Here is a 21839-nt window from a genome sequence, read left to right on the forward strand (position 1 = left end):
AGCCGGTGACGTCGAAAAGGGCCGACCCGGTGTCGGGTCGGCCCTCCTGACGCGGAACGCTCAGTCCGTGCCCAGCTCCATCGCCGCCCGGTCCAGCAGCTCGTCGTCGTCCGACACGGCCTCGCCCCGGGACGCGATCGCCTCGGCGCCGCCCTTCGGCATCGTGCCGATCAGGCCGGTCGCCGCCGCCTGGGCCGCGCCGATCGCCGGGTTGCTGGAGCCGATCAGGCCCAGCCCCGCGTACTGCTCCAGCTTCGCGCGGGAGTCGGCGATGTCCAGGTTGCGCATGGTGAGCTGGCCGATCCGGTCGACCGGACCGAACGCCGCGTCCTCGGTGCGCTCCATCGACAGCTTGTCGGGGTGGTAGCTGAACGCGGGCCCCGTCGTGTCGAGGATCGAGTAGTCCTCGCCGCGCCGCAGCCGCAGCGTCACCTCACCGGTGACGGCAGCGCCGACCCACCGCTGCAGCGACTCGCGGATCATCAGCGCCTGCGGGTCCAGCCACCGGCCCTCGTACATGAGCCGGCCGAGACGGCGTCCCTCGTTGTGGTACTGCGCGACCGTGTCCTCGTTGTGGATCGCGTTGACCAGCCGCTCGTAGGCCGCGTGCAGCAGCGCCATGCCCGGCGCCTCGTAGATGCCCCGGCTCTTCGCCTCGATGATCCGGTTCTCGATCTGGTCGGACATGCCGAGCCCGTGCCGGCCGCCGATCGCGTTGGCCTCCATGACCAGCTCGACCGCGGTCTCGAACTCCTTGCCGTTGATCGTCACCGGCCGGCCCTGGTCGAAGCCGATCGTCACGTCCTCGGGAAGGATCTCGACCTCGGGGTCCCAGAACCGCACGCCCATGATCGGCTCGACGGTCTCGATGCCGTTGTCCAGGTGCTCCAGGGTCTTCGCCTCGTGCGTGGCGCCCCAGATGTTGGCGTCCGTGGAGTACGCCTTCTCCGTGCTGTCCCGGTACGGCAGCCCGTGCGCGAGCAGCCACTCGGACATCTCCTTGCGGCCGCCGAGCTCGGTCACGAAGTCCGCGTCCAGCCAGGGCTTGTAGATCCGCAGGTGCGGGTTGGCGAGCAGGCCGTACCGGTAGAACCGCTCGATGTCGTTGCCCTTGAAGGTCGAGCCGTCGCCCCAGATCTGGACGTCGTCCTCCAACATCGCCCGCACCAGCAGCGTGCCGGTGACGGCACGGCCGAGTGGCGTGGTGTTGAAGTACGCCCGCCCGCCCGAGCGGATGTGGAACGCGCCGCAGGTCAGCGCGGCCAGGCCCTCCTCGACCAGCGCGGCCCGGCAGTCGACCAGGCGCGCGATCTCGGCACCGTAGGTGTGCGCACGGCCGGGCACCGAGGCGATGTCGGGCTCGTCGTACTGACCGATGTCGGCGGTGTAGGTGCACGGAACGGCGCCCTTGTCGCGCATCCACGCGACCGCGACCGAGGTGTCGAGCCCGCCGGAGAAGGCGATGCCGACGCGCTCGCCGGCGGGAAGGGAGGTGAGGACCTTGGACATAGGAAGATTATGCATGAGAACGCATGGTCATGCAACGCCCCTGCTGGGGGCCGTCCGGCGGGGGTGTTCGGCTGTCCTGTCTCAACGAAGTTGGACGTCCATGCCTGAGCTGACCTGCGTGGACTGGATTGGGTGAGACGCGGGGACTTGGTTCGTTGAGACAAATCTCAGCCCGCTAACGCAACTGCGCGTTCCGATGCTGGTCGCCCGCCTGCTCCAAGGCGGCCTCGTAGGCGTGCAGGGCAGTGATGACTGTGGCGCGTTCCGCGGGGTCGAGACCGCGCATGACACATTCCCAGGCAGAGGCACTGCCAGAAAGCCATTCGCCGATCGGTGCGGCGTAGGCGGGGGCGATGGCGATGATGCGGCGGCGGCGGTCGGCGGGATCGGCAGTGCGCTGCAGGACGCCCGGCCGTGACAGCTCGCTGACCATGAGGCTGACAGTCGTCGGGGCCACCTCCAGCCGAGCGGCTAGCTCGTTGATGCTGGTGGGGCCGTCGTACTCCAGGTGGGCCAGCAGTGCGAGGTGTCGCGGTGCCAGGTCCAGGCCCTGGAGTGCCGGAGGTACGGGCAGGCGCTTGGCGCGGCCCACGAGCCGTGGCATGAGCAACAGCAGGGTGCGGACGGCCTCATTGACGGCTGGACCGTCCGATTCCGTGGACATCGGCGACCTCTTCCAGATACCTTTAAATACAAAGGCTTTGGATTCAAAGGGAACGAGGTCCACTATGCCGCATCTGACCGTCCACCTTCCAGAGAACAGGCTGACCGGGAACGAACCCATGCTCGTCGCCGCACTGACCGACGCTATCGTCGACGTCTATGGCGAATGGGCCCGCGACCTCGTAAGCGTCCGCCTGGCCGGAGTCCCCGCAGGCCGTTTCGCGCAGGGCGGCAAGGCCGTGGACACAAATGCCTCGGTGATCTTGGGCGTCCGCGCTGGCGTCTTCGACCGCCCTGACGCTGCCCAGATCACCGCGCGCCTCGGCACCGGGCTCACCGACGCGATCACGCGCGTCGTCGGCGATGACCTCCGCGCCGGCACCATGGTCGAACTCGTGGCGTCACCGCCAGAACGTACCTTCGTCGGTGGCGCCCTCGCCGTGTGATCCCCCATCTGGGCCACCTCACGACCCGGCTGTCCTCAGGCTCAGCAGCGGTAGTAGGGGTGGAATGGGCTCCACCGTGTTTCCGCGTCGGCTTCATCGGGCTGGCGCAGTGGCGGGATCGTTTCGCGAGGGAAGAACGCGTCGTAGATCCTCGGGCTTCGGTGGAAGGCGACGAACTTATGGGTGGAGAAATGCTGCTCAACCCATTGGATCAGGGGGTCCTTGCGGTCCTTGGGGACGTAGCCGAGAAGGATGTTGCGGACGGTGATCTGCTCGACGAGCCAGGTGACGTGGCCGGTGGCGACAGCGCGGCGGCGTTTGCCGACCCGCCAGGGCTCGCCGAGCGGCATCCGGACCTCGGCGCCGACGATGCCCATATACCGTTCGAGGTCGCCTACTTGGACTGCGTCGAAGGCCAGGCATTCACGCTCCGGCCACCGCAGATGATCCACCAGGTAGTACGCGTACGTCTTCTGGGTGCCAGTGCCGTCATGGACGCGCAGGAACCGGTCCGCCTCCGTGTGCAGGGTGCCCTCGGGCCAGACGATCGTCTACGATCGCCGTCCGTCCTTCCGCTCGATCCGCTGGACCCTCAAGTCCCCGACCACGATGTGCCGTACCACTCGTTCTCCGTACCGACTCCGGAACATGGCAGACGTTCCGGTCCCGGTCGGTAAACGAGCCCATGACGTCCATGTCACAGGCCCAGGCGGACATCACGGGCAGCACAACTCACGGTCGGTAAAGACGGCAATGATCCACTCGTCGAGAAGGTTCTGAAGTTCGGACAGCGACCACAGCGGCCCGTCTTCCAGGCCGCGGCCCCGGCGGTCCGTCGTTGAGCCGGTGTATCCCGCGACGAACTGAGCGAACAACGTGGCCACGGAGCCCAGGGTCTTCTCGATCGTGCCCTAGTCGGTCGGCGTCGCCTTGTGCGCCGGCTGAAGGTTGGTGCCCAGGTAACGGCAGGAGGACCTGAAGGCGTGCGAAACGAACACGCTTCCGTGGTCGCAGACGATCGTCTCCGGCACGATCACCGGACGGGCAGCCGCATGCTCCAGGCGCTCGTCGATGCTCAGCAGCCGCCGGTGCGGCAACGCTGACCGGGACATCCGCAGGGCTACCGCCCAGCCCGGACGCATGGACTCAGGAGTGACACTGCGAGCCAGCAACGCGGAGGCGTCCGCGGCCTTCGTGGAGGGCCGCAGCACCGCTGCGGTGATCGACCTGGTGGCGATGTCGACCATGGCCGTCAGCTCGACCTTCTCGGCGACGCCGTCATCCAGCCGCACCAGCACATCCATCGGCGTGGAATCGATCTGCATCAGCTCACCGGGCGCACTGGCCGGTACTTCGCCGAACGGCCCGGACGGACGTGCCCCGACCGAGCGGCGGGTGCGGGCCGACCCGGTGGCGTGGGTGCCGACGGCGAGCTTGTCGAACAGCCGGTAGAGCGTGGCCCGAGACGGCAGCTCAACCTCGGCGGTCTCCTCCCTGCCGGACAGAATCTGTTGGGTCCGCCAGAGAGTGAAGCCGATGGTCCTCGACGACGCGTCGGCGGTCTCGGAGATCGCCTGTCGCATCGCCTCCACCACAACTGGGTCGACCTGGCCGAAGGCCTGCATCTGCTTGGCCGACCGGCCGTCCGCCAGCCCGACCAGCCCATCCCGCTGGTAACGCTGGCGCCGTTGCTTGATGCCGCTGGCCGACACCTGATGCCCGGCCGCCGTCAGCTCGGCAGCCTTGGCCCGCTTGCGCTGGGCCAGCGAGTGCCCGTTCGGGTCGAACTCCGGCCGCGGCTTGGTCCCTTCCGGAGCATCCGGCGGCAAACCGTGCAGAACCTCCAGGATGTGCCTCTCCCACCAGCGGGCCTGCTCGGCGGCAGCCTCGGGGAACTCCGCGATCCGGGAGGTCGGCGGCACCCGCCTCTTGCCGGTCACCGGTCAACTCCACTGACCCAGTGCACGATCGTGCGAGGTCCCAGCAACTCGACCGTCATGTCCGCGGCAGCCAGCACCTGAAGCCAGAGGAGGTGGAACAGCACTGGCAGCGTCGACAGCCGGTCCCCTGCCGCATCCGCCCCCACCATCAGCGGTCCCGGGATGGAGAAGACCTCCCGAAGCCGGGCCGCGGCCGAGTCGTGCAGACAGCGGGGGTGCCGGTAGCGCGACAGCCACCGGATATTCGCGAGCAGCACCGCGTCGGGTATCCCCAGCCGCTCGAACCTCCACCCGGCCTGGGCACAGAGCAGACGCGTCGCCTCGAACGCTTCGGCGTCCTTCGGTTCGATCCGCTCGTCCGCACGGACATCGACGACCATGGCGGAGCCGTCCGCGCGGCGCACGAAGTAGTCCGGGGCGTGCCGACGCTCCCGCTCGCCGTCATGCCAGTGCAGCCAGAACGGCTGCGAGCTGATCCCCACCACGTCCCGATCGAAGTCCATCAGCAGCAGCCGGTCCCGCTCCAGCCACGACTCGATAGCCGACGTGCCGCCCGGTCGTCGCCGCCCAGTACCAGCCCGGGAAGTGACGCTCACCTCGCGACCACCGGAACGTACGTACCGGATCGACGTCCTCGAACCGGCCCGTCACACAGTCCCGCAGCGGACGCCGACGGCGTCCGTGCGCTACGTCCACGTACGACAACTCGACGCACGGCCCCGCCTGATCCACCTCAGCCGGTACAGCCATCCAGCACCCCCAGCGCTCTCAACCGCGCGACTAGGTTCGCTGAGACAGAAGCCCGAACGACTCGGTTCGCTGAGAAAACGACTCGATTGAGTGAGACAGGACATCGGCGTTCGGAAGGGGCTTGTCATCCGAACGCTCCCGATATATCGTTGAGGCATCGCGAATGATACGCGACAGATCAACGATGGAATGGAGTGATTGCCATGCGTTCCCACGGATTCGAGCGTGGACATGGACAGGACGGCCCTCGCTCGCAGGGGCGGGGTGGTTTCGGTGGACGTGAAGGCCGCCGTGCGGCATTCGGGCCCTTCGGTCCGGGTGGCCCCGGCTTCGGCCCCGGCGGGCCCGGTTTCGGCCCCGGGCACTGGGGGCCGCGAGGGCGCGGAGGCCCGAGGGGGAGGGCGCGGCGCGGTGACGTACGTGCCTCGATCCTGGCCCTGCTGAAGGACCGCCCGATGCACGGATACGAGATGATCCAGGAGATCGCCGAGCGCAGCGGCGGTGCGTGGAAGCCCAGCCCCGGCTCGGTCTACCCCACCCTTCAGCTGCTGGAGGACGAGGGCCTGATCGTCAGTGAGAGCGAGGGCGGCAAGAAGCTGTTCTCGCTCACCGACAGCGGCCGCGGTGCCGCCGAGGAGGGCCCGGACGCCCCCTGGGAAGAGGCTTCCCGCGGGGTCGACTTCGAGGCACTGGGCGAGATCCGCCAGGCCGGCTTCGGGCTGATGGAGGCCTTCGGGCAGGTCTGGAAGACCGGCACCAAGGAACAGCGCGAGAAGGCGCTGGCCGTCATCAACGAGACCCGCAAGAAGCTGTACCTCATCCTCGCCGACGAGGACTGACCCACGGTGCACAGGGCGCCCCTCGGATCACTCCAAGGGGCGCCTTCGCGTACCTGGAGGGACGGACTCAGGCCACCAGCCCGCCCAGCTTGCGCAGCGACTCGTTCAGGGCCGCCGTCGCCGAGTCCTTGAGCTTGCCCGCCATCAGGGACACGGCCGCGCCCGTGAACTCGCCGTCGATCCGCACCCCGGTCGCGCCCCCGTCGGGGGTCAGGGTGTAGCGCGTCGCGACGGTCACCGCCATCGGGCCCTTGCCGCGGATCGCCAGCACCCGTGCCGGCTCCAGCTCCTCGATGGTCCACTCGACCTCCGCCGGGAAGCCCATCAGCTTCATGTTCTCCTGGAAGGTCCCGCCCACCGCCAGGGTCTCGGGGCCGCCCTTGGGGAAATTGGTGTGGGTCGCGTTCCACTCCCCGTACGCCGACCAGTCGGTGAGCTGTGCCCACACCTTCTCGGCCGGTGCCTGGATGCGTGCCTCAGCGCTGACTTCGGCCATGCGACCACCCCTTCGTATCGGGCTACGGTGTCGCGGAACGTAGCCGCAGGGCCTCGAACATTCAATACTGATGAACCGTCAGGAAATGTGCGGGCCCATCCGACGTCTCTCCGCCGTGCCGAACAGGTCCCATGCGCGGGAACCGGCCTGATCTCATCCGTAGGGAGGAGATTCCGTCCGGCCGTGTCCACTCTGCGTGGGACGGGGAAATGCTTCCCCCCGGGGATGACTTGCGCCCTTGGGGTTGATGAGGTGGGGATGTGCAACCCCGTATTCCCCGCCAGCCCGCCCAGGACCAGGGCACCATCCACGCGGACGACGATGCCGGGCTCGGCGCCGAGCTGGCAGCGGTGGTCGCCGGTGCGCGCAGAAGGGCCGTGCGGGATGGAGACCGGCAGGTCGACACCGCCCATCTGCTGCACTCACTGATCGAGTCCGACCCCGAGGTCCGCGCCGCCGTCGGCGACGCCCCGCAACTCGCCCGCCTGCTCGGCTACCTCGTGCAGCGCAGCATCGGTTACGGGCTGCGCTGGCAGGGCGCGGTCGAGGACTCCGGCGCGCTGCCCGTCGTCCGGCCCGCCGAGGGCAAGGGAGACGGCGCGTGGTCGCCGGTGGCGGCGGCCGCCCTGGAGTACGCCCGCTGCCGTGCCCGGCGTCGCGGAGCGGACCGTGCCGACGGCGCCGATCTGCTCGCGGGCCTGGTCGTCGACCCGGAGTCCCGGGCCGTTGAGGTACTGGAGCGCGCCGGTGTGGCCGCCCATGACCTGGCCGTCCGGATCGACGGGGACGGTGCGGTTCGGGATCCCGGGACGGGAAGCCGCACGTCCAGCCGCTGAGACAGGTGCCATGGGGGGTGACGCTCATGTCGCCCCCTGTCATCATGTGCCGGTGCGCACCACTGACAACAGCCATGGAAAGGGCCTCGGGCTCTCCCTCGCCATCGGATCGGCGCTCGCCTTCGGCGGGTCCGGCGTCGCCGCGAAGCCCCTGATCGAGGCCGGGCTCGCGCCGCTGCAGGTGGTGTGGCTGCGGGTGGCCGGCGCCGCGCTGGTGATGCTGCCGCTCGCCGTCCGCCACCGCGACCTGCCGCGCCGCCGGCCCGCGCTGCTCGCAGGGTTCGGCCTGCTCGCCGTCGCCGGCGTCCAGGCCTGCTACTTCGCCGCGATCTCCCGCATACCGGTGGGGGTGGCGCTGCTCGTGGAATACCTCGCCCCCGCCCTGGTGCTCGGCTGGGTCCGCTTCGTGCAGCGACGGCCGGTCACCCGCGCGGCCGCGCTCGGCGTCGCCCTCGCGGCCGGCGGCCTCGCGTGTGTCGTGGAGGTGTGGTCGGGGCTGAGCTTCGACGCGCTGGGGCTGCTGCTGGCGCTGGGGGCGGCGTGCTGCCAGGTGGGGTACTTCGTCCTGTCCGACCACGGCGGGGACGAAGGCGGCGAAGGGGCGGACCCGCTCGGGGTCATCGCCTACGGGTTGCTGGTGGGCGCGGGGCTGCTGACCGTGGTGGCGCGGCCATGGGAGATCGACTGGTCGGTGCTGGGCGGCTCCGCGCGGATGAACGGGGTTTCGGTGCCGGCGGCCGCGTTGCTGGCGTGGATCGTGCTGGTGGCGACGGTCGTCGCCTACATCACGGGGGTGTTGTCGGTGCGGCGGCTGTCTCCGCAGGTGGCGGGGGTCGTGGCCTGCCTTGAGGCGGTGGTGGCGACGGTGCTGGCCTGGGTGCTGCTGGGGGAGCACCTGTCTGCGCCGCAGGTGGTGGGCGGGGTGATTGTGCTGGTCGGGGCGTTCATCGCGCAGTCGTCGACACCCGCCAAGGGCTCTGCTGAGCCCTTGGCGCGCAGTGAGGGTGTCGTACGGGAGCCGGCCGTCTGAGCGTTGTCGGCTGCCGGTCCGTTGTGGCTGGTCGCGCCCACGCGGCGAAGCCGCAGATCAGATACAGCCCCGCGCCCCTGAAGGGGCGCTTCGCATCAGCGCGTCTTCAGGTACGGCGGTACCGCGACGTCCGCCGCCAGGTCGCCGTTGGCGATCGGGGTGTCGTACCCCTTCCGTACCGGGACCACGCCCGCCCAGTGGGGGAGGCCCATGTCCTCCGGGTCGTCGTTGGCGTCGCCCGTGCGGGTCTTGGCGGAGACCTCGTCGAGATCGAGGCGGATCACCGCGGTCGCGGCCAGTTCCTTCCTGTTGGCCGGGCGGGAGTCGGCCGAGCGGCCCGGCACCACATGGTCGACCAGGGCGTCCAGCGCGATGCGCTTCTCCTCGGGGTCGGTGACCTGGTGGGCGATGCCGTGCACCACGACCGAGCGGTAGTTGATCGAGTGGTGGAAGGCAGAGCGGGCCAGCACCAGGCCGTCGACATGGGTGACCGTCACGCACACCCGGAGCCCGGGGTCGGTCTGCCCGCTCATCCGCAGCGGACGCGAGCCCGTCGAACCGTGCAGGTACAGCACCTCGCCGACCCGGCCGAACAGCGTCGGCAGCACCACGGGCGCGCCGTCGCGCACGAAGGCGAGGTGGCAGACGTAGGCCTCGTCGAGGATCGAGTGGACCAGGTCCCTGTCGTACGACGCCCGGTCGGCGGCGCGGGTGGGAACGGTGCGGTCGGTCTTGGGGTAGGCGGTGGGCTGCGTCGGCACGGTTCCCTGTGTCGCCGTCTCCATTGCGGATCTCCATTGCACTAGTGCATAATGTTCTTTGTGCTAGGAGAATATCCGATTCAGGGGCAGGGTGCAGCAGGGATTGCTGCCAGCGTCGAGCGTGCGGTGGGTTCCGGCGAGCTGGAACCAGGCCAACTGCTGCCACCCATGCGGGAGTTGGCCACCCGGCTCGGGGTGAATCCCAATACGGTCGCGGCCGCGTACCGCACCCTGCGGGAGCGCGGGGTCATCGAGACCGCCGGCCGGCGGGGCAGCCGGATCCGGCCCAAGCCGGCGACGACCGGGCGGGACCAGATCCGGGTGGTCGTGCCGGAAGGGGTGCGCGACCTGTCCGACGGCAACCCCGACACCGCACTGCTCCCACCCCTGGTGGCGGCGTTCGCCGCGGCCGCCGCGCAGAGCGAACGCGAGCCCGTGCTGTACGGCGACGATCCGGTGGAGCCGGAGCTGGCGCGCCTGGCCCGGGCCGCCCTGGACGCCGACGGGGTGCCGGACGGCCCCGTCGCCGTCGCCTCCGGCTCGCTCGACGCCGTGGAGCGGGTGCTCATGGCGCATCTCAAGCCCGGCGACGAGGTCGCCGTGGAGGACCCCGGCTGGGGCAGCCTGCTGGATCTGGTCCCCGCGCTGGGACTGCGCGCGGTCCCCGTCGGTGTCGACGACGAAGGGCCGCGTCCGGACGACGCGCGACGCGCACTGCGGTCAGGCGCCCGCGCCCTGATCGTCACGGACCGGGCGCAGAACCCGACGGGCGCCACGGTGACGGCTCCCCGCGCGCAGGAACTGCGGGCGGTGCTGCGGGATCACCCGGACGTGCTGCTGATCGAGGACGACCACGGCCACGACATCGTCGACGTGCCGCTGCACCCGCTGGCGGGGGTGACCCGGCACTGGGCCTTCGTACGTTCCGTCGCCAAGGCGTGGGGGCCGGATCTGCGGCTCGCGGTGCTCACCGGGGACGCGGTCACCGTCGACCGGGTGCGCGGACGGCAGCGGCTGGGCCCGGGCTGGGTGAGCCGGATCCTCCAGCGGGCCGTGGTGCGCTTGTGGAGCGACGGCGCGGTGGACCCCCGCGAGGTGGCCGCGTCGTACCGCGCCCGCCGGGACGCCCTGATCGGGGCGCTGGCCGAGCGCGGAGTGGCGGCGCACGGCGTCACCGGGATGAACGTGTGGGTGCCGGTTCCCGATGAGACGGGTGCGGTGGCGCGCCTGCTGCACGGGGGCTGGGCGGTCGCCCCCGGGGCCCGGTTCCGGCTGGGCTCGCCTCCCGGTGTCCGCATCACGATCGCGACGCTGACCTCCGAGGAGGCGGACCGGCTGGCGGACGCGGTGGCGAAGGCCGTCGGGCCGACCACGGGCCGGATCCGGGCCTAGTTCCCGGGCCTGGCCCCCCTAGGAGCGCTTCATCTGGGTGAGCGCGGCCCCCGCGAGGACGATCACCGCTCCGACCGGCGTGCTCCACCGCAACGACTCGCCCAGTACGGCGACCCCCGCCGCTGTGGCGATCACCGGGATGAAGTACGTGACCATCTGGGCGGTGGTCGGCCCCACCTCGGCGACCAGTCCGTACTGGATCAGCACCGCCAGCCCCGTCCCCAACGCCCCCAGCGCGGCGATCGCCAGCAGCGGAACCCATGAGACGTGTGCCGGGAAGGAGGTGAACAGGGGCGTCACCACGGCCAGTTGGGCCGTCGCCAGCAGCAACTGTGCTCCGGTCATGGACAGATGCGACTCACCCGTGCCCGCAAGCGTCCGCCGGACATAGATCCAGCCGATCGGATAGCTCAGCGACGCCAGCAACGCCATCAGCGTCCCCGTGACATCCAGCCCGTGGAAACCCTCCCAGGCTCCCAGCACCGTCAGCACCCCGAGAAACCCCAGGCCGAGGCCGGCGACGCGGATCCGGGTCGGCCGGTCCTCCGACAGGGCCACCAGTGACAGCGCCATCCCCCACAGCGGCGAGGTCGCGTTGCAGATCCCGGCCAGCGTGGACGGGATCGTCAGCTCCGAGTAGGCGAAGAGCGAGAACGGCAGCGCGTTCAGCAGGAACGCGGCCACCGCCAGATGGCCCCAGGTGCGGGCCCCGCGCGGCAGGCGCTCCCGCTTCCACACGATCGCCGCCGCCAGGACCGCCGTACCGAAGACCAGCCTCCCGAGCGTGACCTGGAACGGCGCGTACCGCTCCGTCCCCACCTTGATGAACAGGAAGCTGAAGCCCCAGATCAACGAGAGGACGCCGAATCGGAGGCGCCAGTCGAGGCGGGGGCGGGGACGGTCGGTGCCGAGCGTCGGTGTGCCGGTCGCGGCGGTCGTGGTGCTCATGCCCTCCACCATGCGGTAGCCGATCTCGTAGCACAATCGAGAATTCTCGCCCGATACCTCTTAGAATCGCTTACATGTTGAACCTGGAGCGCCTGCGTACCCTCGATGCCCTCGCCCGGCACGGCTCGGTCAGCGGAGCCGCCGAGGCCCTGCATGTCACGACGTCGGCGGTCTCGCAGCAGATGGGCAAGCTGGAGCGGGAGGTGGACCAGCAGCTGCTCGCCAGGAACGGCCGGGGGGTCCGGCTCACCGACGCCGGCCGGCTGCTCGCCGAGCACGCGTCCCGCATCCTCTCCCAGGTCGAGCTGGCCCAGTCCGACCTGGAGGCGCACCGGGGGCAGGTCGTCGGCGAACTCAGACTGTCCGCTTTCCCCACGGCCGCCCGCGGTCTGTTCCCGACCGCACTGGCCGCCCTGCGCGCCCAGCACCCGGCGCTGCGGGTCCGCTCCAGCGAACTGGAGCCGGAGACCGGCATCGCCGGAGTCGTCCGCGGCGACCTCGACCTCGCCGTCGTCCTCGACTGGTACAACAAGCCGATGCCGCTGCCCGACGGGCTGGTCAAGGCGCCCCTGCTGGACGACCCCGCCGAGGTGGCCCTGCCCGTCGGCCACCGGCTCGCCGAGCGCGACGAGGTGGACCTCGGGGAGTTCGCCGAGGACGAGTGGATCACCTGGGGCGAGGGCGAGTTCTGCCACGAGTGGCTGATGTTCACGCTGCGCTCGCGCGGCGTCGAACCGATCGTCGGTCACCGCGCGGCCGAAACACACACCCAACTCAACCTGGTCGCAGCAGGGTTGGGAGTCTGCATCGCCCCGCTGCTGGGCCGGCACCCGATGCCGGAGGGCATCGTGATGGTGCCGCTGAAGCAGCGGGTGCGCCGCCATGTGTACGTCGTCTGGCGGGCCGACGCGGACCGCCGCCCCTCGATCCGGGCGGCGGTGCAGGCCCTGCGGGGCGCGGCCGAGGCGACGTCCCGATCCGGCGGAGTTGCCTGAACCGCCCTACGCCGAGCCCAGCTTGCTGAAGTCCCAGGACGCGATCTTCGTCGGGGTCAGCCGCGCCCAGGCGTGCCGCCCGTCATGCGGCATCTCGTCCAGACCGAAGTTCTTCCGGGCGAACAGCGTCTCCACGTAGTCGAGTTCGGCGACCAGCTCCCCGGTACGCGGCACCTCGCCCACGAACTCGACGGCCCCTCTCAGCTCCACCCCGCGCAACTGGTCGTACTCCTCACCGGAGTCGACCACGACCGCCACCCGCGGATCGCGCGTGAGATCCTTCCAGCGCTGGCTGCGGACCACCGAGTAGAGCCACAGGGACTTGCCGTCCCAGGCGAACCACAGGGCGCTCACGTGCGGAGCGCCGGACGCCGATACGGTCGCGACCCGGCAGGTGCGCTGTGTGGTGAGGAACTCGTCCAGCTCACCGGGCGTCATCATGATCTTCCGGCCCCGGCGCTGAGTGACGGTCATCCGGCCCCCTCTTCTTCCGTTCCCGCGCAATGCTGGTTAGTCTCGCCCGCCCCGCACCAAGGCGGAAGGGGGCGTCATGCCGTCGTCGTACGAACGGCTCGCGGAACTCCTCGACCCCGTGAGCACCGTGCTGCTCACCGTCGAGTGCCAGCAGGGTGTGGTGGGGCCGGAGAGCGCGCTGCCCGAACTCGCCCACGAAGCACGGGCGTCCGGCGCGCTCGGCAACATCGCCCGCCTGGTCGCCGCCGCACACGACACCGGTGTCCAGGTGGTCCACGCGATCGCCGAACGCCGCCCCGACGGCCGGGGCGCGAACCACAACGCCCGGCTGTTCCGCGCCGCCGAACGGCTCCCCGTCCAGCAGCTGTCCGGTACGAAGGCCGTGCGCGTGGCGCCCCCGATCGAGGTCTCGGAGGAGGACCTCGTGGTACGACGGCTGCACGGCCTGTCGCCGATCCAGGGCACCGACGTCGACCCGCTGCTGCGCAACCTCGGCTGCCGCACGCTGGTCGTCACCGGTGTCTCGGCCAACGTGGCCGTACCCAATGCCGTGTTCGACGCGGTGAACCGGGGCTACACGGTCGTCGTCCCGGCCGACGCCATCGCGGGAGTGCCCTCTGAATACACCCCCGCGATGGTCCGCAACACCCTCGCGCTGGTCGCCACGCTCGCGACCACGGACGAGGTGCTCAGCTGTCTCAAACACCCGCGCCGGCGGGCCTGATGGTCAGGCCAGCGAGATCTGGTCGCCGGAGACGCTGATGTTGGCGGCCGTCAGACCCGTCGTCGCCGGGCCCTGCTTCACACTGCCGTCCGCGATGGCGAACTTGCTGCCGTGACAGGGGCAGACGATCTCGCCGTTGGCGACACTGCTCACCGCGCAGCCCGCGTGCGGGCACTTCGTCGAGAACGCCTTGTAGGTGCCCGACGTCGGCTGGGTGACGACCACGGCCTTGTCCTTGTAGATCGTGCCGCCGCCCTCGGGGATGTCCGAGGTCTTGGCGAGCGCGGTCCCACCGGCCGAACCGGCCGCGGCGGTCGAGGTGTCGGTGGCCCCGCCCGCGGCGTTGCTGTCCTGGGTGGTGGAGCCGGCCCCGTTGTTCGTGGTCGTCGTGCTCGACGAGCCGTCGTCGGACGACCCGCAGGCGGTCAGCGCGGCGGCGAGCCCCGCCGCGCCGGCCGCCGCCACGACGGTACGGCGGGCCGGTCCGGCAGAGGGGTTGAGCGGTGCGCTGGTCATGTGAGGGGTTCCCTTCCGCGAAGCTTCTGGTTGATCCGTCCAGGGGTACGGTCTTCGAGCACCACCTGTTCAGACGGCATCCAGATAGTGACCACCCCTACATGAGGCTTTGGTAAAACGGCGCTGTCGGTTCGCTGTCGACCTGACTCGGCACGGCCGGCGAGGTCCCGGTCGACGGGGTCAGGCCGGCATGCCCGGCTCGGCCAGGCCGCTCTCGTAGGCGATGATGACCAGCTGCGCACGGTCCCGGGCGTGCAGTTTGGCCAGGAGGCTGCCGACGTGGGTCTTCACCGTGGGCATGCTGATGACGAGGCGCTCGGAGATCTCCGTGTTGGACAGGCCGTCGGCGATCAGGACGAGGACTTCCTGCTCCCGCTTGGTCAGGCCGACGAGCCGCGGGGCGGGGCGGGTAGCCTCGCCGCGACGGGAGAAGGCGCCGATGAGCCGCCGGGTGACCGTCGGGGCCAGGACGCCCTCGCCCGTGGCGATGACCCGGATGCCGTTGACCAGTTCGGACGGTGACGTTGCCGGTGAACCCCGGCGTGCGGGCCACCGTGTTCGCCCCCACCACGTCCTGGACCTCCTTGCCCTGGTAGGAGCCCACCCGCGCAAAAGCGAAGTCCAGATCGGAGTTGGCACTCTTGTCCGCCGCCCACTGGGAGTCGCGGAACCACTCCTGGACGGGAAAGACACCGAACGGCTGAGCGTCGGCGGCCTTTCCACTGTCGTACCGGGGAACGAACATGCCATGGGCGCTCTTGCAGTGCCCCGCAGTCAGGATCAGGTCGTGCCCAGGACTGTCGACCACACTGGCGGTGCAGGAATGCGTCTCAGGGCCGCTTCCGCCGTAGAGAACACCGACGGACCTGATCCCGGCGAAGTGCTGACCGACGTCGGCCGCCGGCCTGACGGCCGGACGGCCCCGAGCCGGCACGCGGCCCACCGGCTCGGCACGGCGGCCGGAGGGATCGGTGGCGGCCACCATACGCTCGTGCGTCCAGAACCGGATGGCGTCCTCCGCCGTCCACCCCGGATCCTCGTCCGGATCGGCGGCCCGTGCCGCCCGGGACGACGCCGACGGCACCGGCAGCGGACCCGAGAAGCGCTGGGCAGCCGCCGGGACAGGTGCGAGAACGCGTTCCGCCTGCGCCGTGAAGGAAGAGGACGCGGTCGCCACGCCAGGGTCGCCGGCCAGGAGCAGGCCGCACAGCAGGGCGGCGAGCGCACTCAGCGTGCCTAATCGGTGCACAGCAGGACTCCACTCGACGACGTGTAGCAACCGTGCGCGGGCAACGTTCCGCAACTGCCCGGCCGGACACGGCAGACGGGAAGGCGGACAGGGAGGCGAACGGGAAGGGCGAAAGGAAACAACGGTGCTGGCCGCAGTGCCCGAGGCAGCGCCCGCAACAAAGGTGCGGAAGGTCAGCGGTGCGGAAGGTCAGCGGTGCGGAAGGTCAGCGGTGCGGAAGGTCAGCAGTCGCCGCTGACGCAGCTCACGGACGCCTTCGCGAACCGATGCGCCCGCAGACTCTCATTGATGGACAAGTCGTTCCCCCCAGCGGCGTCCGCCGCTCATTCACCGCCATGGGCGACTCACGAGTCCGGAAACGGCCGCTCCCGAACTGTGTTCAACAAGGCCCTGGTCAGAGGCCGTTCGAACATATACGCCAACACTACAAGGCCGTAGATCGCCGAGCCGGTGCTGCGTTGATCCCCACTGGACACCCCCGAGTGGGCCGTCAACTGCTTTGTGAACTGGACAGACAACGCATCCACCACCGCCCGGGCACTGTCCACGGCGTACGGGACCGCACCGGATCCTTAACCTCTCATTACCCGCCCACACCGAAATCTCAACGACGACCCCACCCGACCCACGGAACCCTCGACAACGACCGAACAGTCGGCTTCGCCCGCGATCACCCTCGGTTACTATGCTCACTTCATGCCGGAGGCCGGCAGAGGGTCGAAGAGATGGGTGGCCCGGGAAAGTGCTGAAAGAGGTCACTGCGACCCGCTACATCACGCCCCTGCGTGAGGGCGGGTCGCTGCCGGGGCTCGTCGAGGCCGACGACTTCGGGACGTACGTCCTGAAGTTCACCGGCGCCGGACAGGGCCGCAAGACACTGGTCGCCGAGGTCGTCTGCGGTGAACTCGCCCGGCGGCTCGGGTTTCGGATGCCCCGCCTCGTCACCGTCGAACTCGACCCCGTGCTGGGACTCGGCGAGCCCGAGCAGCAGGTGCAGGACCTGCTGCGGGGGAGCGGCGGCACCAACCTCGGCATGGCCTTCCTCTCCGGCGCCCTCGGCTTCGACCCGCTCGCCTTCTCCGTGGGTCCCGAGGAGGCCGGCCGTATCGTCTGGTTCGACGCGCTGATCAACAACGTCGACCGCTCCTGGCGCAACCCCAACCTGCTGATGCACCAGGGCGACCTGTGGCTCATCGACCACGGCGCCACGATGATCTGGCAGCACAACTGGCCGTCCGCAGAGACCTCCGCCGCCCGGCCGTACGACGCCTCGGACCACGCGCTGAGCCGCTTCGCTCCCGATGTCCGCGCGGCCGTGGCCGAGTTGGCGCCCAGGGTCACCGAAGACCTGCTGGCCGAGGTCACCGCCGAGATCCCGGATGTCTGGCTCGCCGGCGAACCCGGCTTCGACACGCCCGACGACCTCCGCCGCACCTACGCCCGGCCGCTGCTCGCCAGGGCCGCCGTCATCCACGAGCGCATCACCGGTATCGAGGGGGCCAAGTGAGCGACACCCACATCCACATGGCCGGACATGTGACCGAGCGCCACATCACCCGGGCCGGCCAGGGCGGCGACCGGCATGTCTTCGAGTACGCCCTGCTGCGCGTCGTACCCCGCGTGGAGCGCGGCGAGTGCATCAACGCCGGCGTGATCGTGTACTGCCGGGCCAAGGTCTTCGTCGGTGCCCGCACCCACCTCGACGAGGCCCGGCTGCTGGCCCTGGACCCGGCCGCGGACGTCGCCGGGGTGCGGGCCGCGCTCGGGGCGGTGGAGGGTGTCTGCGCGGGCGGCGAGGCGGCGGGACACGCGGCCGGCGACGACCCGGGACGGCGCTTCCGCTGGCTGGTCGCGCCCCGGTCCACGGTCGTACAGCCCGGCCCGGTGCACACCGGGCTCACCCTCGACCCGGCGGCCGAGACGGAGCGGTTGCTGGACCTCCTGGTGAGGTAATGGATCACACCGGCGTCGTGTGACGTTGACACCGCGTGCCAGGGCTTCTAGCGTCACGTCTGTCGAAGGTACTAAGCGGTCGCTCACCGCGGAGGAGTCCCAGGAGCGGGCTTCTCGATCAGGTTCTCTCAAGGGCGAGGAGACACACGAATGTCCACCACTGAGCAGCGGGTAGCCGTCGTCACCGGAGCCGCGCGCGGTATCGGCGCCGCCACCGCCGTACGGCTGGCCGCCGAGGGCCGTGCGGTCGCCGTGGTCGACCTCGACGAGGCCGCCTGCAAGGACACCGTCGAGAAGATCATCGCGGCCGGCGGCAAGGCCGTCGCGGTCGGCGCCGACGTCTCCGACGAGGCCCAGGTCAACGCCGCGATCGCGCGGGTCGTCGAGGAGCTCGGCGCCCCGACCATTCTGGTCAACAACGCCGGCGTGCTCCGCGACAACCTGCTGTTCAAGATGTCCGCGTCCGACTGGGACACGGTCCTGAACGTGCACCTGCGCGGCTCCTTCCTGATGACCAAGGCCGTCCAGCAGCACATGGTCGAGGCCGGCTGGGGCCGGGTCGTCAACCTGTCCTCCTCCTCGGCGCTCGGCAACCGCGGCCAGGCCAACTACTCCGCCGCCAAGGCCGGTCTGCAGGGCTTCACCAAGACCCTCGCCATCGAGCTCGGCAAGTTCGGCATCACCGCCAACGCCGTCGCCCCCGGCTTCATCGCCACCGAGATGACCAAGGCCACCGCGGAGCGCGTCAAGATGGGCTTCGAGGAGTTCAAGGCCGCGGCCGCGACCCAGATCCCCGTGCAGCGCGTCGGTGAGCCGGAGGACATCGCCAACGCCATCGCCTTCTTCACGAACGAGGCCGCCGGCTTCGTCTCCGGCCAGGTCCTGTACGTGGCCGGCGGGCCGCTGGACTAGCGGGCACCAGGCACTCTGCCAGGGACTCATCAGGGACTACCGAGGATCACCGACATGACTGAACTGCCCGAGCTGTCCGGCAAGGTCGCCGTCGTCACCGGCGCCAGCCGCGGCATAGGCTACGGCGTCGCCGAGGCGCTGATCGCCCGCGGCGACCGGGTCGCCATCACCGGCCGCAACGAGGAGGCCCTCAAGGAGGCCGTCGAGAGCCTCGGCTCCGAGCGGGTCATCGGCATCGCCGGCAAGGCGCACGACCTCGCCCACCAGACCGAGGTCGTCGAGCGCACCATGGAGGCCTTCGGCCGCGTCGACTACCTGGTCAACAACGCCGGAACCAACCCGGTGTTCGGCCCGATCGCCGACGTGGACCTGGACGTGGCCCGCAAGGTGTTCGAGACCAATGTGATCTCGGCCCTCGGCTTCGCCCAGAAGACCTGGCACGCCTGGCAGAAGGACAACGGCGGCGCCATCGTCAACATCGCCTCCGTCGCGGGTCTTTCGGCCTCGCCGTTCATCGGCGCGTACGGCATCAGCAAGGCCGCGATGATCAACCTGACCCAGCAGTTGGCGCACGAGTTCGCGCCCCGGGTTCGGGTCAACGCGATCGCCCCGGCCGTCGTCAAGACCAAGTTCGCGGAGGCGCTCTACGAGGGCCGGGAGGCGGAGGCCGCCGCGGCCTACCCGCTGAAGCGGCTCGGCGTGCCCTCCGACATCGGCGGCACCGCCGCCTTCCTCACCTCGGAGCAGTCCGACTGGATCACCGGCCAGACGCTCGTCGTCGACGGCGGTATCTTCCTCAACGCCGGCGTGGCCTGACCGGCTCCGGCACGGCCTGCCCTGACTCCGGGCGTCGTCTTCGTCACAGACATTTCGTCATGAGAACGACGGAAGCGACGCCCGGACGGCCGTACGCGATCCGCACAGGAGAATGACAACGTCGTCATAGCACACTCGATCAACGCCCGTGTTTCCGGGAGGGTTCCAGGCGCTCAACGCTGCGGTATGGTCTGCCGCCGACCCCTGGTACGGCGGATCGAGGAGCGTGCGCGTGTTCAGTCGGAACCGAGGCCTGCGAAGAGCAGCCGCGGTCGCGTCCATGTCCCTGGTGGCCGGATGCGGCGTGCTCTCCGGCAGCAGTGCGGGTGACAGCGGGCCGATCGTCGTCGGGACGACCAGCGCCCCCAGCACCCTCGATCCCGCCGGGTCCTGGGACGGCTCCTGGGAGCTGTTCCGGAACATCTACCAGACGCTCCTCGCCTACCCGGACGGCGCCACCACCCCCCAGCCCGACGCCGCCCAGCACTGCGCCTTCACGGACTCCGGCAGCCGCACCTACCGCTGCGAACTGCGCTCCGGCCTGAAGTTCGCCGACGGCGACGCGCTCGACGCACACGCCGTCAAGTACTCCATCGACCGGATCCGGACCATCAACGCGCCCAGCGGCCCGGCCGGACTGCTCGGCAGCCTCGACCGGGTGCAGGTGCTCGGCGACCGCGAGGTGGTCTTCCACCTCAACAAGGCCGACGCCACCTTCCCGTTCGTGCTCGCCACCCCGGCCATGTCGATCGTCGACCCCGACGACTACCCCGCCAGGTCGCTGCGCAAGGACGAGTCGGTGCACGGGTCCGGGCCGTACACACTGAAGTCCTACGAGGACGGCAAGAAGGCCGAACTCGTCCGCAACGACAACTACCGGGGCTTCGCGGACCGGCAGAACGACGCGGTGACCATCCGCTACTTCCAGGACTCGGCCACCATGGTCAAGGCCCTGCGGTCCGGCGACATCGACGTCACCTACCGCGGCCTCGCGGCCTCCGACATCGTCGCTCTCCAGGGCCACTCCGACAGCGACCTGCAACTGGTCGACGGCACCGGCACCGACATCAGCTACCTGGTGTTCAACCCCAAGGACCCGTGGGCCAAACTGCCCGCCGTGCGCAAGGCCGTCGCCCAGCTCGTCGACCGCTCCGCGATCGTCCACACGGTCTACAAGGACACCGTCGACCCGCTGTACTCCATGGTCCCGGCGGGCCTCACCGGCCACACCACCGGCTTCTTCGACGACTTCGGCGACCCCAGCACCTCCAAGGCCCGCAAGATGCTCGCCGACGCCGGCATCACCCAGCGCGTCCCGCTCACCTTCTGGTACACCACCGACCGCTACGGCTCCGAGACCGCCAGGATGTTCCAGCTGCTCAAGCAGCAGCTGGACGACTCCGGGCTGTTCACCATCACCCTCAAGAGCCGCCCCTGGAAGACCTACGTCGTCGGCTACCAGAAGGGTGAGTACCCGGTGTTCGGGCGCGGCTGGTTCCCGGACTTCCCCGACGCCGACAACTTCATCGCCCCCTTCGTCGGCGACCAGAACGCCCTCGGCACGCCCTACCCGTCCCCCGTGATCACCGGCAGGCTGCTGCCGGACTCCCGCCGCGACAGCGACCGCGGCAAGGTCGTGAAGGACTTCGAGGAGGCCCAGCAGATCCTCGTCAACGACACCCGGCTGATCCCGCTGTGGCAGGGCCGGCAGTACGTCGCGGCCAGCGCCGACATCTCCGGCGGCGAACAGGCGCTCGACCCGTCGACGATCATGATGATGTGGGAGCTGCACCGCAAGACCAGCTGGTGAATCGGCCGTCCGGCACCGGTTGTCAGTGGTCGCCTGTAGGTTCTTGGGCATCGGCAGGAACCGCAAGAGACCGCAATTCGTGAGGACGTTGACGTGACCGACATCGCCATGCTGCCCGAGTCCTGGCGCGGGGTTCTGGGTGACGAACTGCAGCAGCCCTACTTCAAGGAGCTGACCGAGTTCGTCGAGGAGGAGCGGGCGAACGGCCCCGTCTACCCGCCCCGCGAGGAGGTCTTCGCGGCGCTCGACGCCACGCCGTACGACCAGGTCAAGGTGCTGGTCCTCGGCCAGGACCCGTACCACGGCGAGGGCCAGGGCCACGGCCTGTGCTTCTCCGTCCGGCCCGGCGTGAAGACCCCGCCGTCGCTGCGGAACATCTACAAGGAGATGAAGGAGGAGCTGGGCCTGGAGGTGCCGGACAACGGCTATCTGATGCCGTGGGCCCAGCAGGGCGTGCTGCTGCTCAACGCGGTGCTCACGGTCCGTGCCGGCGAGGCCAACTCGCACAAGGGCAAGGGCTGGGAGAAGTTCACGGACGCGGTGATCCGCGCGGTCGCCGAGCGCCCCGACCCGGCGGTCTTCGTCCTGTGGGGCAACTACGCGCAGAAGAAGCTCCGGCTGATCGACGAGACCCGGCACGTCGTGGTCCAGGGTGCGCACCCGTCCCCGCTCTCCGCGAAGAAGTTCTTCGGCTCCCGCCCGTTCACCCAGATCAACGAGGCGGTCGCGGCGCAGGGGCACGAGGCGATCGACTGGCGCATCCCCGACCTGGGCTGAGAA

The 21839-nt window shown here is 70.0% G+C and carries 24 protein-coding genes and 1 pseudogene; 13 read left to right on the forward strand and 12 right to left on the reverse strand.

Annotated features, from left to right (window positions below; genetic code table 11):
- Positions 1-60: 60 nt before the first annotated feature.
- Together argG and EDD90_RS44135 are read right to left on the reverse strand one after the other, a co-directional pair.
- Positions 61-1509, reverse strand: coding sequence for an argininosuccinate synthase (gene argG, locus EDD90_RS44130; RefSeq protein ID WP_123978681.1), 1449 nt, complete (start codon positions 1507-1509; stop codon positions 61-63).
- 175 nt (positions 1510-1684) lie between these two features.
- A complete protein-coding gene (locus EDD90_RS44135; RefSeq protein WP_123978682.1) occupies positions 1685-2173 on the reverse strand; it encodes a MarR family winged helix-turn-helix transcriptional regulator in 489 nt (162 codons plus the stop codon).
- A gap of 64 nt (positions 2174-2237) precedes the next feature.
- Between EDD90_RS44135 and EDD90_RS44140 the strand changes: the two genes are divergently transcribed.
- Positions 2238-2618 (forward strand): tautomerase family protein, encoded by a 381-nt coding sequence (locus tag EDD90_RS44140; RefSeq protein ID WP_123978683.1) that lies wholly within the window; start codon positions 2238-2240, stop codon positions 2616-2618.
- A gap of 41 nt (positions 2619-2659) precedes the next feature.
- On the opposite strand, the gene EDD90_RS57895 is transcribed toward EDD90_RS44140, so the two are convergent.
- The 4 genes and pseudogenes from EDD90_RS57895 to EDD90_RS44155 all read right to left on the reverse strand — a co-directional run bounded on the left by EDD90_RS57895 (position 2660) and on the right by EDD90_RS44155 (position 5308).
- Positions 2660-3070, reverse strand: coding sequence for a hypothetical protein (locus tag EDD90_RS57895; RefSeq protein ID WP_260328486.1), 411 nt, complete (start codon positions 3068-3070; stop codon positions 2660-2662).
- Between the two features lie 264 nt (positions 3071-3334).
- The gene (locus tag EDD90_RS58695; RefSeq protein ID WP_311737249.1) at positions 3335-3502 is read right to left on the reverse strand and encodes a hypothetical protein; all 168 of its coding nucleotides are present in this window, start codon (positions 3500-3502) and stop codon (positions 3335-3337) included.
- Between the two features lie 27 nt (positions 3503-3529).
- A complete protein-coding gene (locus EDD90_RS44150) occupies positions 3530-4558 on the reverse strand; it encodes a hypothetical protein (protein WP_311737250.1) in 1029 nt (342 codons plus the stop codon).
- Positions 4555-5308, reverse strand: a pseudogene (locus EDD90_RS44155) (TnsA-like heteromeric transposase endonuclease subunit). The gene EDD90_RS44150 and the pseudogene EDD90_RS44155 overlap by 4 nt, the downstream one beginning before the upstream one ends.
- A 203-nt stretch (positions 5309-5511) precedes the next feature.
- On the opposite strand from EDD90_RS44155, the gene EDD90_RS44160 reads away from it, so the two are divergent.
- Positions 5512-6147 (forward strand): PadR family transcriptional regulator, encoded by a 636-nt coding sequence (locus EDD90_RS44160; protein ID WP_123978684.1) that lies wholly within the window; start codon positions 5512-5514, stop codon positions 6145-6147.
- 67 nt (positions 6148-6214) lie between these two features.
- Here the strand turns inward: EDD90_RS44160 and EDD90_RS44165 are convergent, their stop codons facing one another.
- Complete coding sequence (locus EDD90_RS44165; protein WP_123978685.1) at positions 6215-6643, reverse strand: SRPBCC family protein; 429 nt, start codon at positions 6641-6643, stop codon at positions 6215-6217.
- 260 nt (positions 6644-6903) lie between these two features.
- On the opposite strand from EDD90_RS44165, the gene EDD90_RS44170 reads away from it, so the two are divergent.
- A complete protein-coding gene (locus EDD90_RS44170; RefSeq protein WP_123978686.1) occupies positions 6904-7479 on the forward strand; it encodes a Clp protease N-terminal domain-containing protein in 576 nt (191 codons plus the stop codon).
- A gap of 46 nt (positions 7480-7525) precedes the next feature.
- Positions 7526-8509, forward strand: a complete 984-nt coding sequence (locus EDD90_RS44175; protein ID WP_123982258.1) for a DMT family transporter — start codon at positions 7526-7528, stop codon at positions 8507-8509.
- A 95-nt stretch (positions 8510-8604) separates the two neighbouring features.
- On the opposite strand, the gene EDD90_RS44180 is transcribed toward EDD90_RS44175, so the two are convergent.
- Positions 8605-9294 carry a pyridoxamine 5'-phosphate oxidase family protein gene (locus tag EDD90_RS44180; RefSeq protein WP_123978687.1) on the reverse strand — a complete coding sequence of 230 codons (690 nt, stop codon included), beginning with the start codon at positions 9292-9294 and terminating at the stop codon, positions 8605-8607.
- A gap of 36 nt (positions 9295-9330) precedes the next feature.
- Between EDD90_RS44180 and EDD90_RS44185 the strand changes: the two genes are divergently transcribed.
- Entirely contained in the window at positions 9331-10662 is a 1332-nt protein-coding gene (locus EDD90_RS44185; RefSeq protein WP_123978688.1) for an aminotransferase class I/II-fold pyridoxal phosphate-dependent enzyme, read from the forward strand.
- 18 nt (positions 10663-10680) lie between these two features.
- On the opposite strand, the gene EDD90_RS44190 is transcribed toward EDD90_RS44185, so the two are convergent.
- On the reverse strand, positions 10681-11610 hold the full coding sequence (locus EDD90_RS44190; protein WP_185149439.1) for a DMT family transporter: 930 nt from the start codon (positions 11608-11610) through the stop codon (positions 10681-10683).
- 74 nt (positions 11611-11684) lie between these two features.
- On the opposite strand from EDD90_RS44190, the gene EDD90_RS44195 reads away from it, so the two are divergent.
- Positions 11685-12605, forward strand: coding sequence for a LysR family transcriptional regulator (locus tag EDD90_RS44195; RefSeq protein WP_123978690.1), 921 nt, complete (start codon positions 11685-11687; stop codon positions 12603-12605).
- 6 nt (positions 12606-12611) lie between these two features.
- Here EDD90_RS44195 and EDD90_RS44200 read toward each other — a convergent pair whose 3' ends face one another.
- The gene (locus tag EDD90_RS44200; RefSeq protein WP_123978691.1) at positions 12612-13079 is read right to left on the reverse strand and encodes a pyridoxamine 5'-phosphate oxidase family protein; all 468 of its coding nucleotides are present in this window, start codon (positions 13077-13079) and stop codon (positions 12612-12614) included.
- 76 nt (positions 13080-13155) lie between these two features.
- Here EDD90_RS44200 and EDD90_RS44205 point away from each other — a divergent pair, with 76 nt between their 5' ends.
- Positions 13156-13803, forward strand: a complete 648-nt coding sequence (locus tag EDD90_RS44205) for a cysteine hydrolase (RefSeq protein WP_123978692.1) — start codon at positions 13156-13158, stop codon at positions 13801-13803.
- Between the two features lie 3 nt (positions 13804-13806).
- Here the strand turns inward: EDD90_RS44205 and EDD90_RS44210 are convergent, their stop codons facing one another.
- Entirely contained in the window at positions 13807-14319 is a 513-nt protein-coding gene (locus tag EDD90_RS44210) for a Rieske (2Fe-2S) protein (RefSeq protein WP_123978693.1), read from the reverse strand.
- A 180-nt stretch (positions 14320-14499) separates the two neighbouring features.
- On the reverse strand, positions 14500-14931 hold the full coding sequence (locus EDD90_RS58700; RefSeq protein ID WP_398927453.1) for a response regulator transcription factor: 432 nt from the start codon (positions 14929-14931) through the stop codon (positions 14500-14502).
- Between the two features lie 1379 nt (positions 14932-16310).
- Here EDD90_RS58700 and EDD90_RS44220 point away from each other — a divergent pair.
- The 6 genes from EDD90_RS44220 (at position 16311) to ung (ending at position 21836) form a co-directional block, all read left to right on the forward strand.
- Positions 16311-17075 carry a HipA family kinase gene (locus tag EDD90_RS44220; RefSeq protein WP_123978695.1) on the forward strand — a complete coding sequence of 255 codons (765 nt, stop codon included), beginning with the start codon at positions 16311-16313 and terminating at the stop codon, positions 17073-17075.
- Between the two features lie 17 nt (positions 17076-17092).
- Positions 17093-17521 (forward strand): DUF3037 domain-containing protein, encoded by a 429-nt coding sequence (locus EDD90_RS44225; RefSeq protein WP_123982260.1) that lies wholly within the window; start codon positions 17093-17095, stop codon positions 17519-17521.
- A gap of 150 nt (positions 17522-17671) precedes the next feature.
- Positions 17672-18433: a 3-oxoacyl-ACP reductase FabG gene (gene fabG, locus EDD90_RS44230; protein ID WP_123978696.1), complete on the forward strand. Its 762-nt coding sequence runs from the start codon at positions 17672-17674 to the stop codon at positions 18431-18433.
- 54 nt (positions 18434-18487) lie between these two features.
- Positions 18488-19249 carry an SDR family oxidoreductase gene (locus tag EDD90_RS44235; protein ID WP_123978697.1) on the forward strand — a complete coding sequence of 254 codons (762 nt, stop codon included), beginning with the start codon at positions 18488-18490 and terminating at the stop codon, positions 19247-19249.
- Positions 19250-19481: 232 nt separating this feature from the next.
- On the forward strand, positions 19482-21059 hold the full coding sequence (locus tag EDD90_RS44240) for an ABC transporter substrate-binding protein (RefSeq protein ID WP_123978698.1): 1578 nt from the start codon (positions 19482-19484) through the stop codon (positions 21057-21059).
- Between the two features lie 93 nt (positions 21060-21152).
- Positions 21153-21836 carry a uracil-DNA glycosylase gene (ung, locus tag EDD90_RS44245; protein WP_123978699.1) on the forward strand — a complete coding sequence of 228 codons (684 nt, stop codon included), beginning with the start codon at positions 21153-21155 and terminating at the stop codon, positions 21834-21836.
- The last annotated feature ends 3 nt before the right edge of the window (positions 21837-21839 follow it).

Origin of the sequence: Streptomyces sp. Ag109_O5-1 (assembly GCF_003814875.1) — a bacterium.
GTDB classification, from domain to species: Bacteria; Actinomycetota; Actinomycetes; order Streptomycetales; family Streptomycetaceae; genus Streptomyces; species Streptomyces sasae.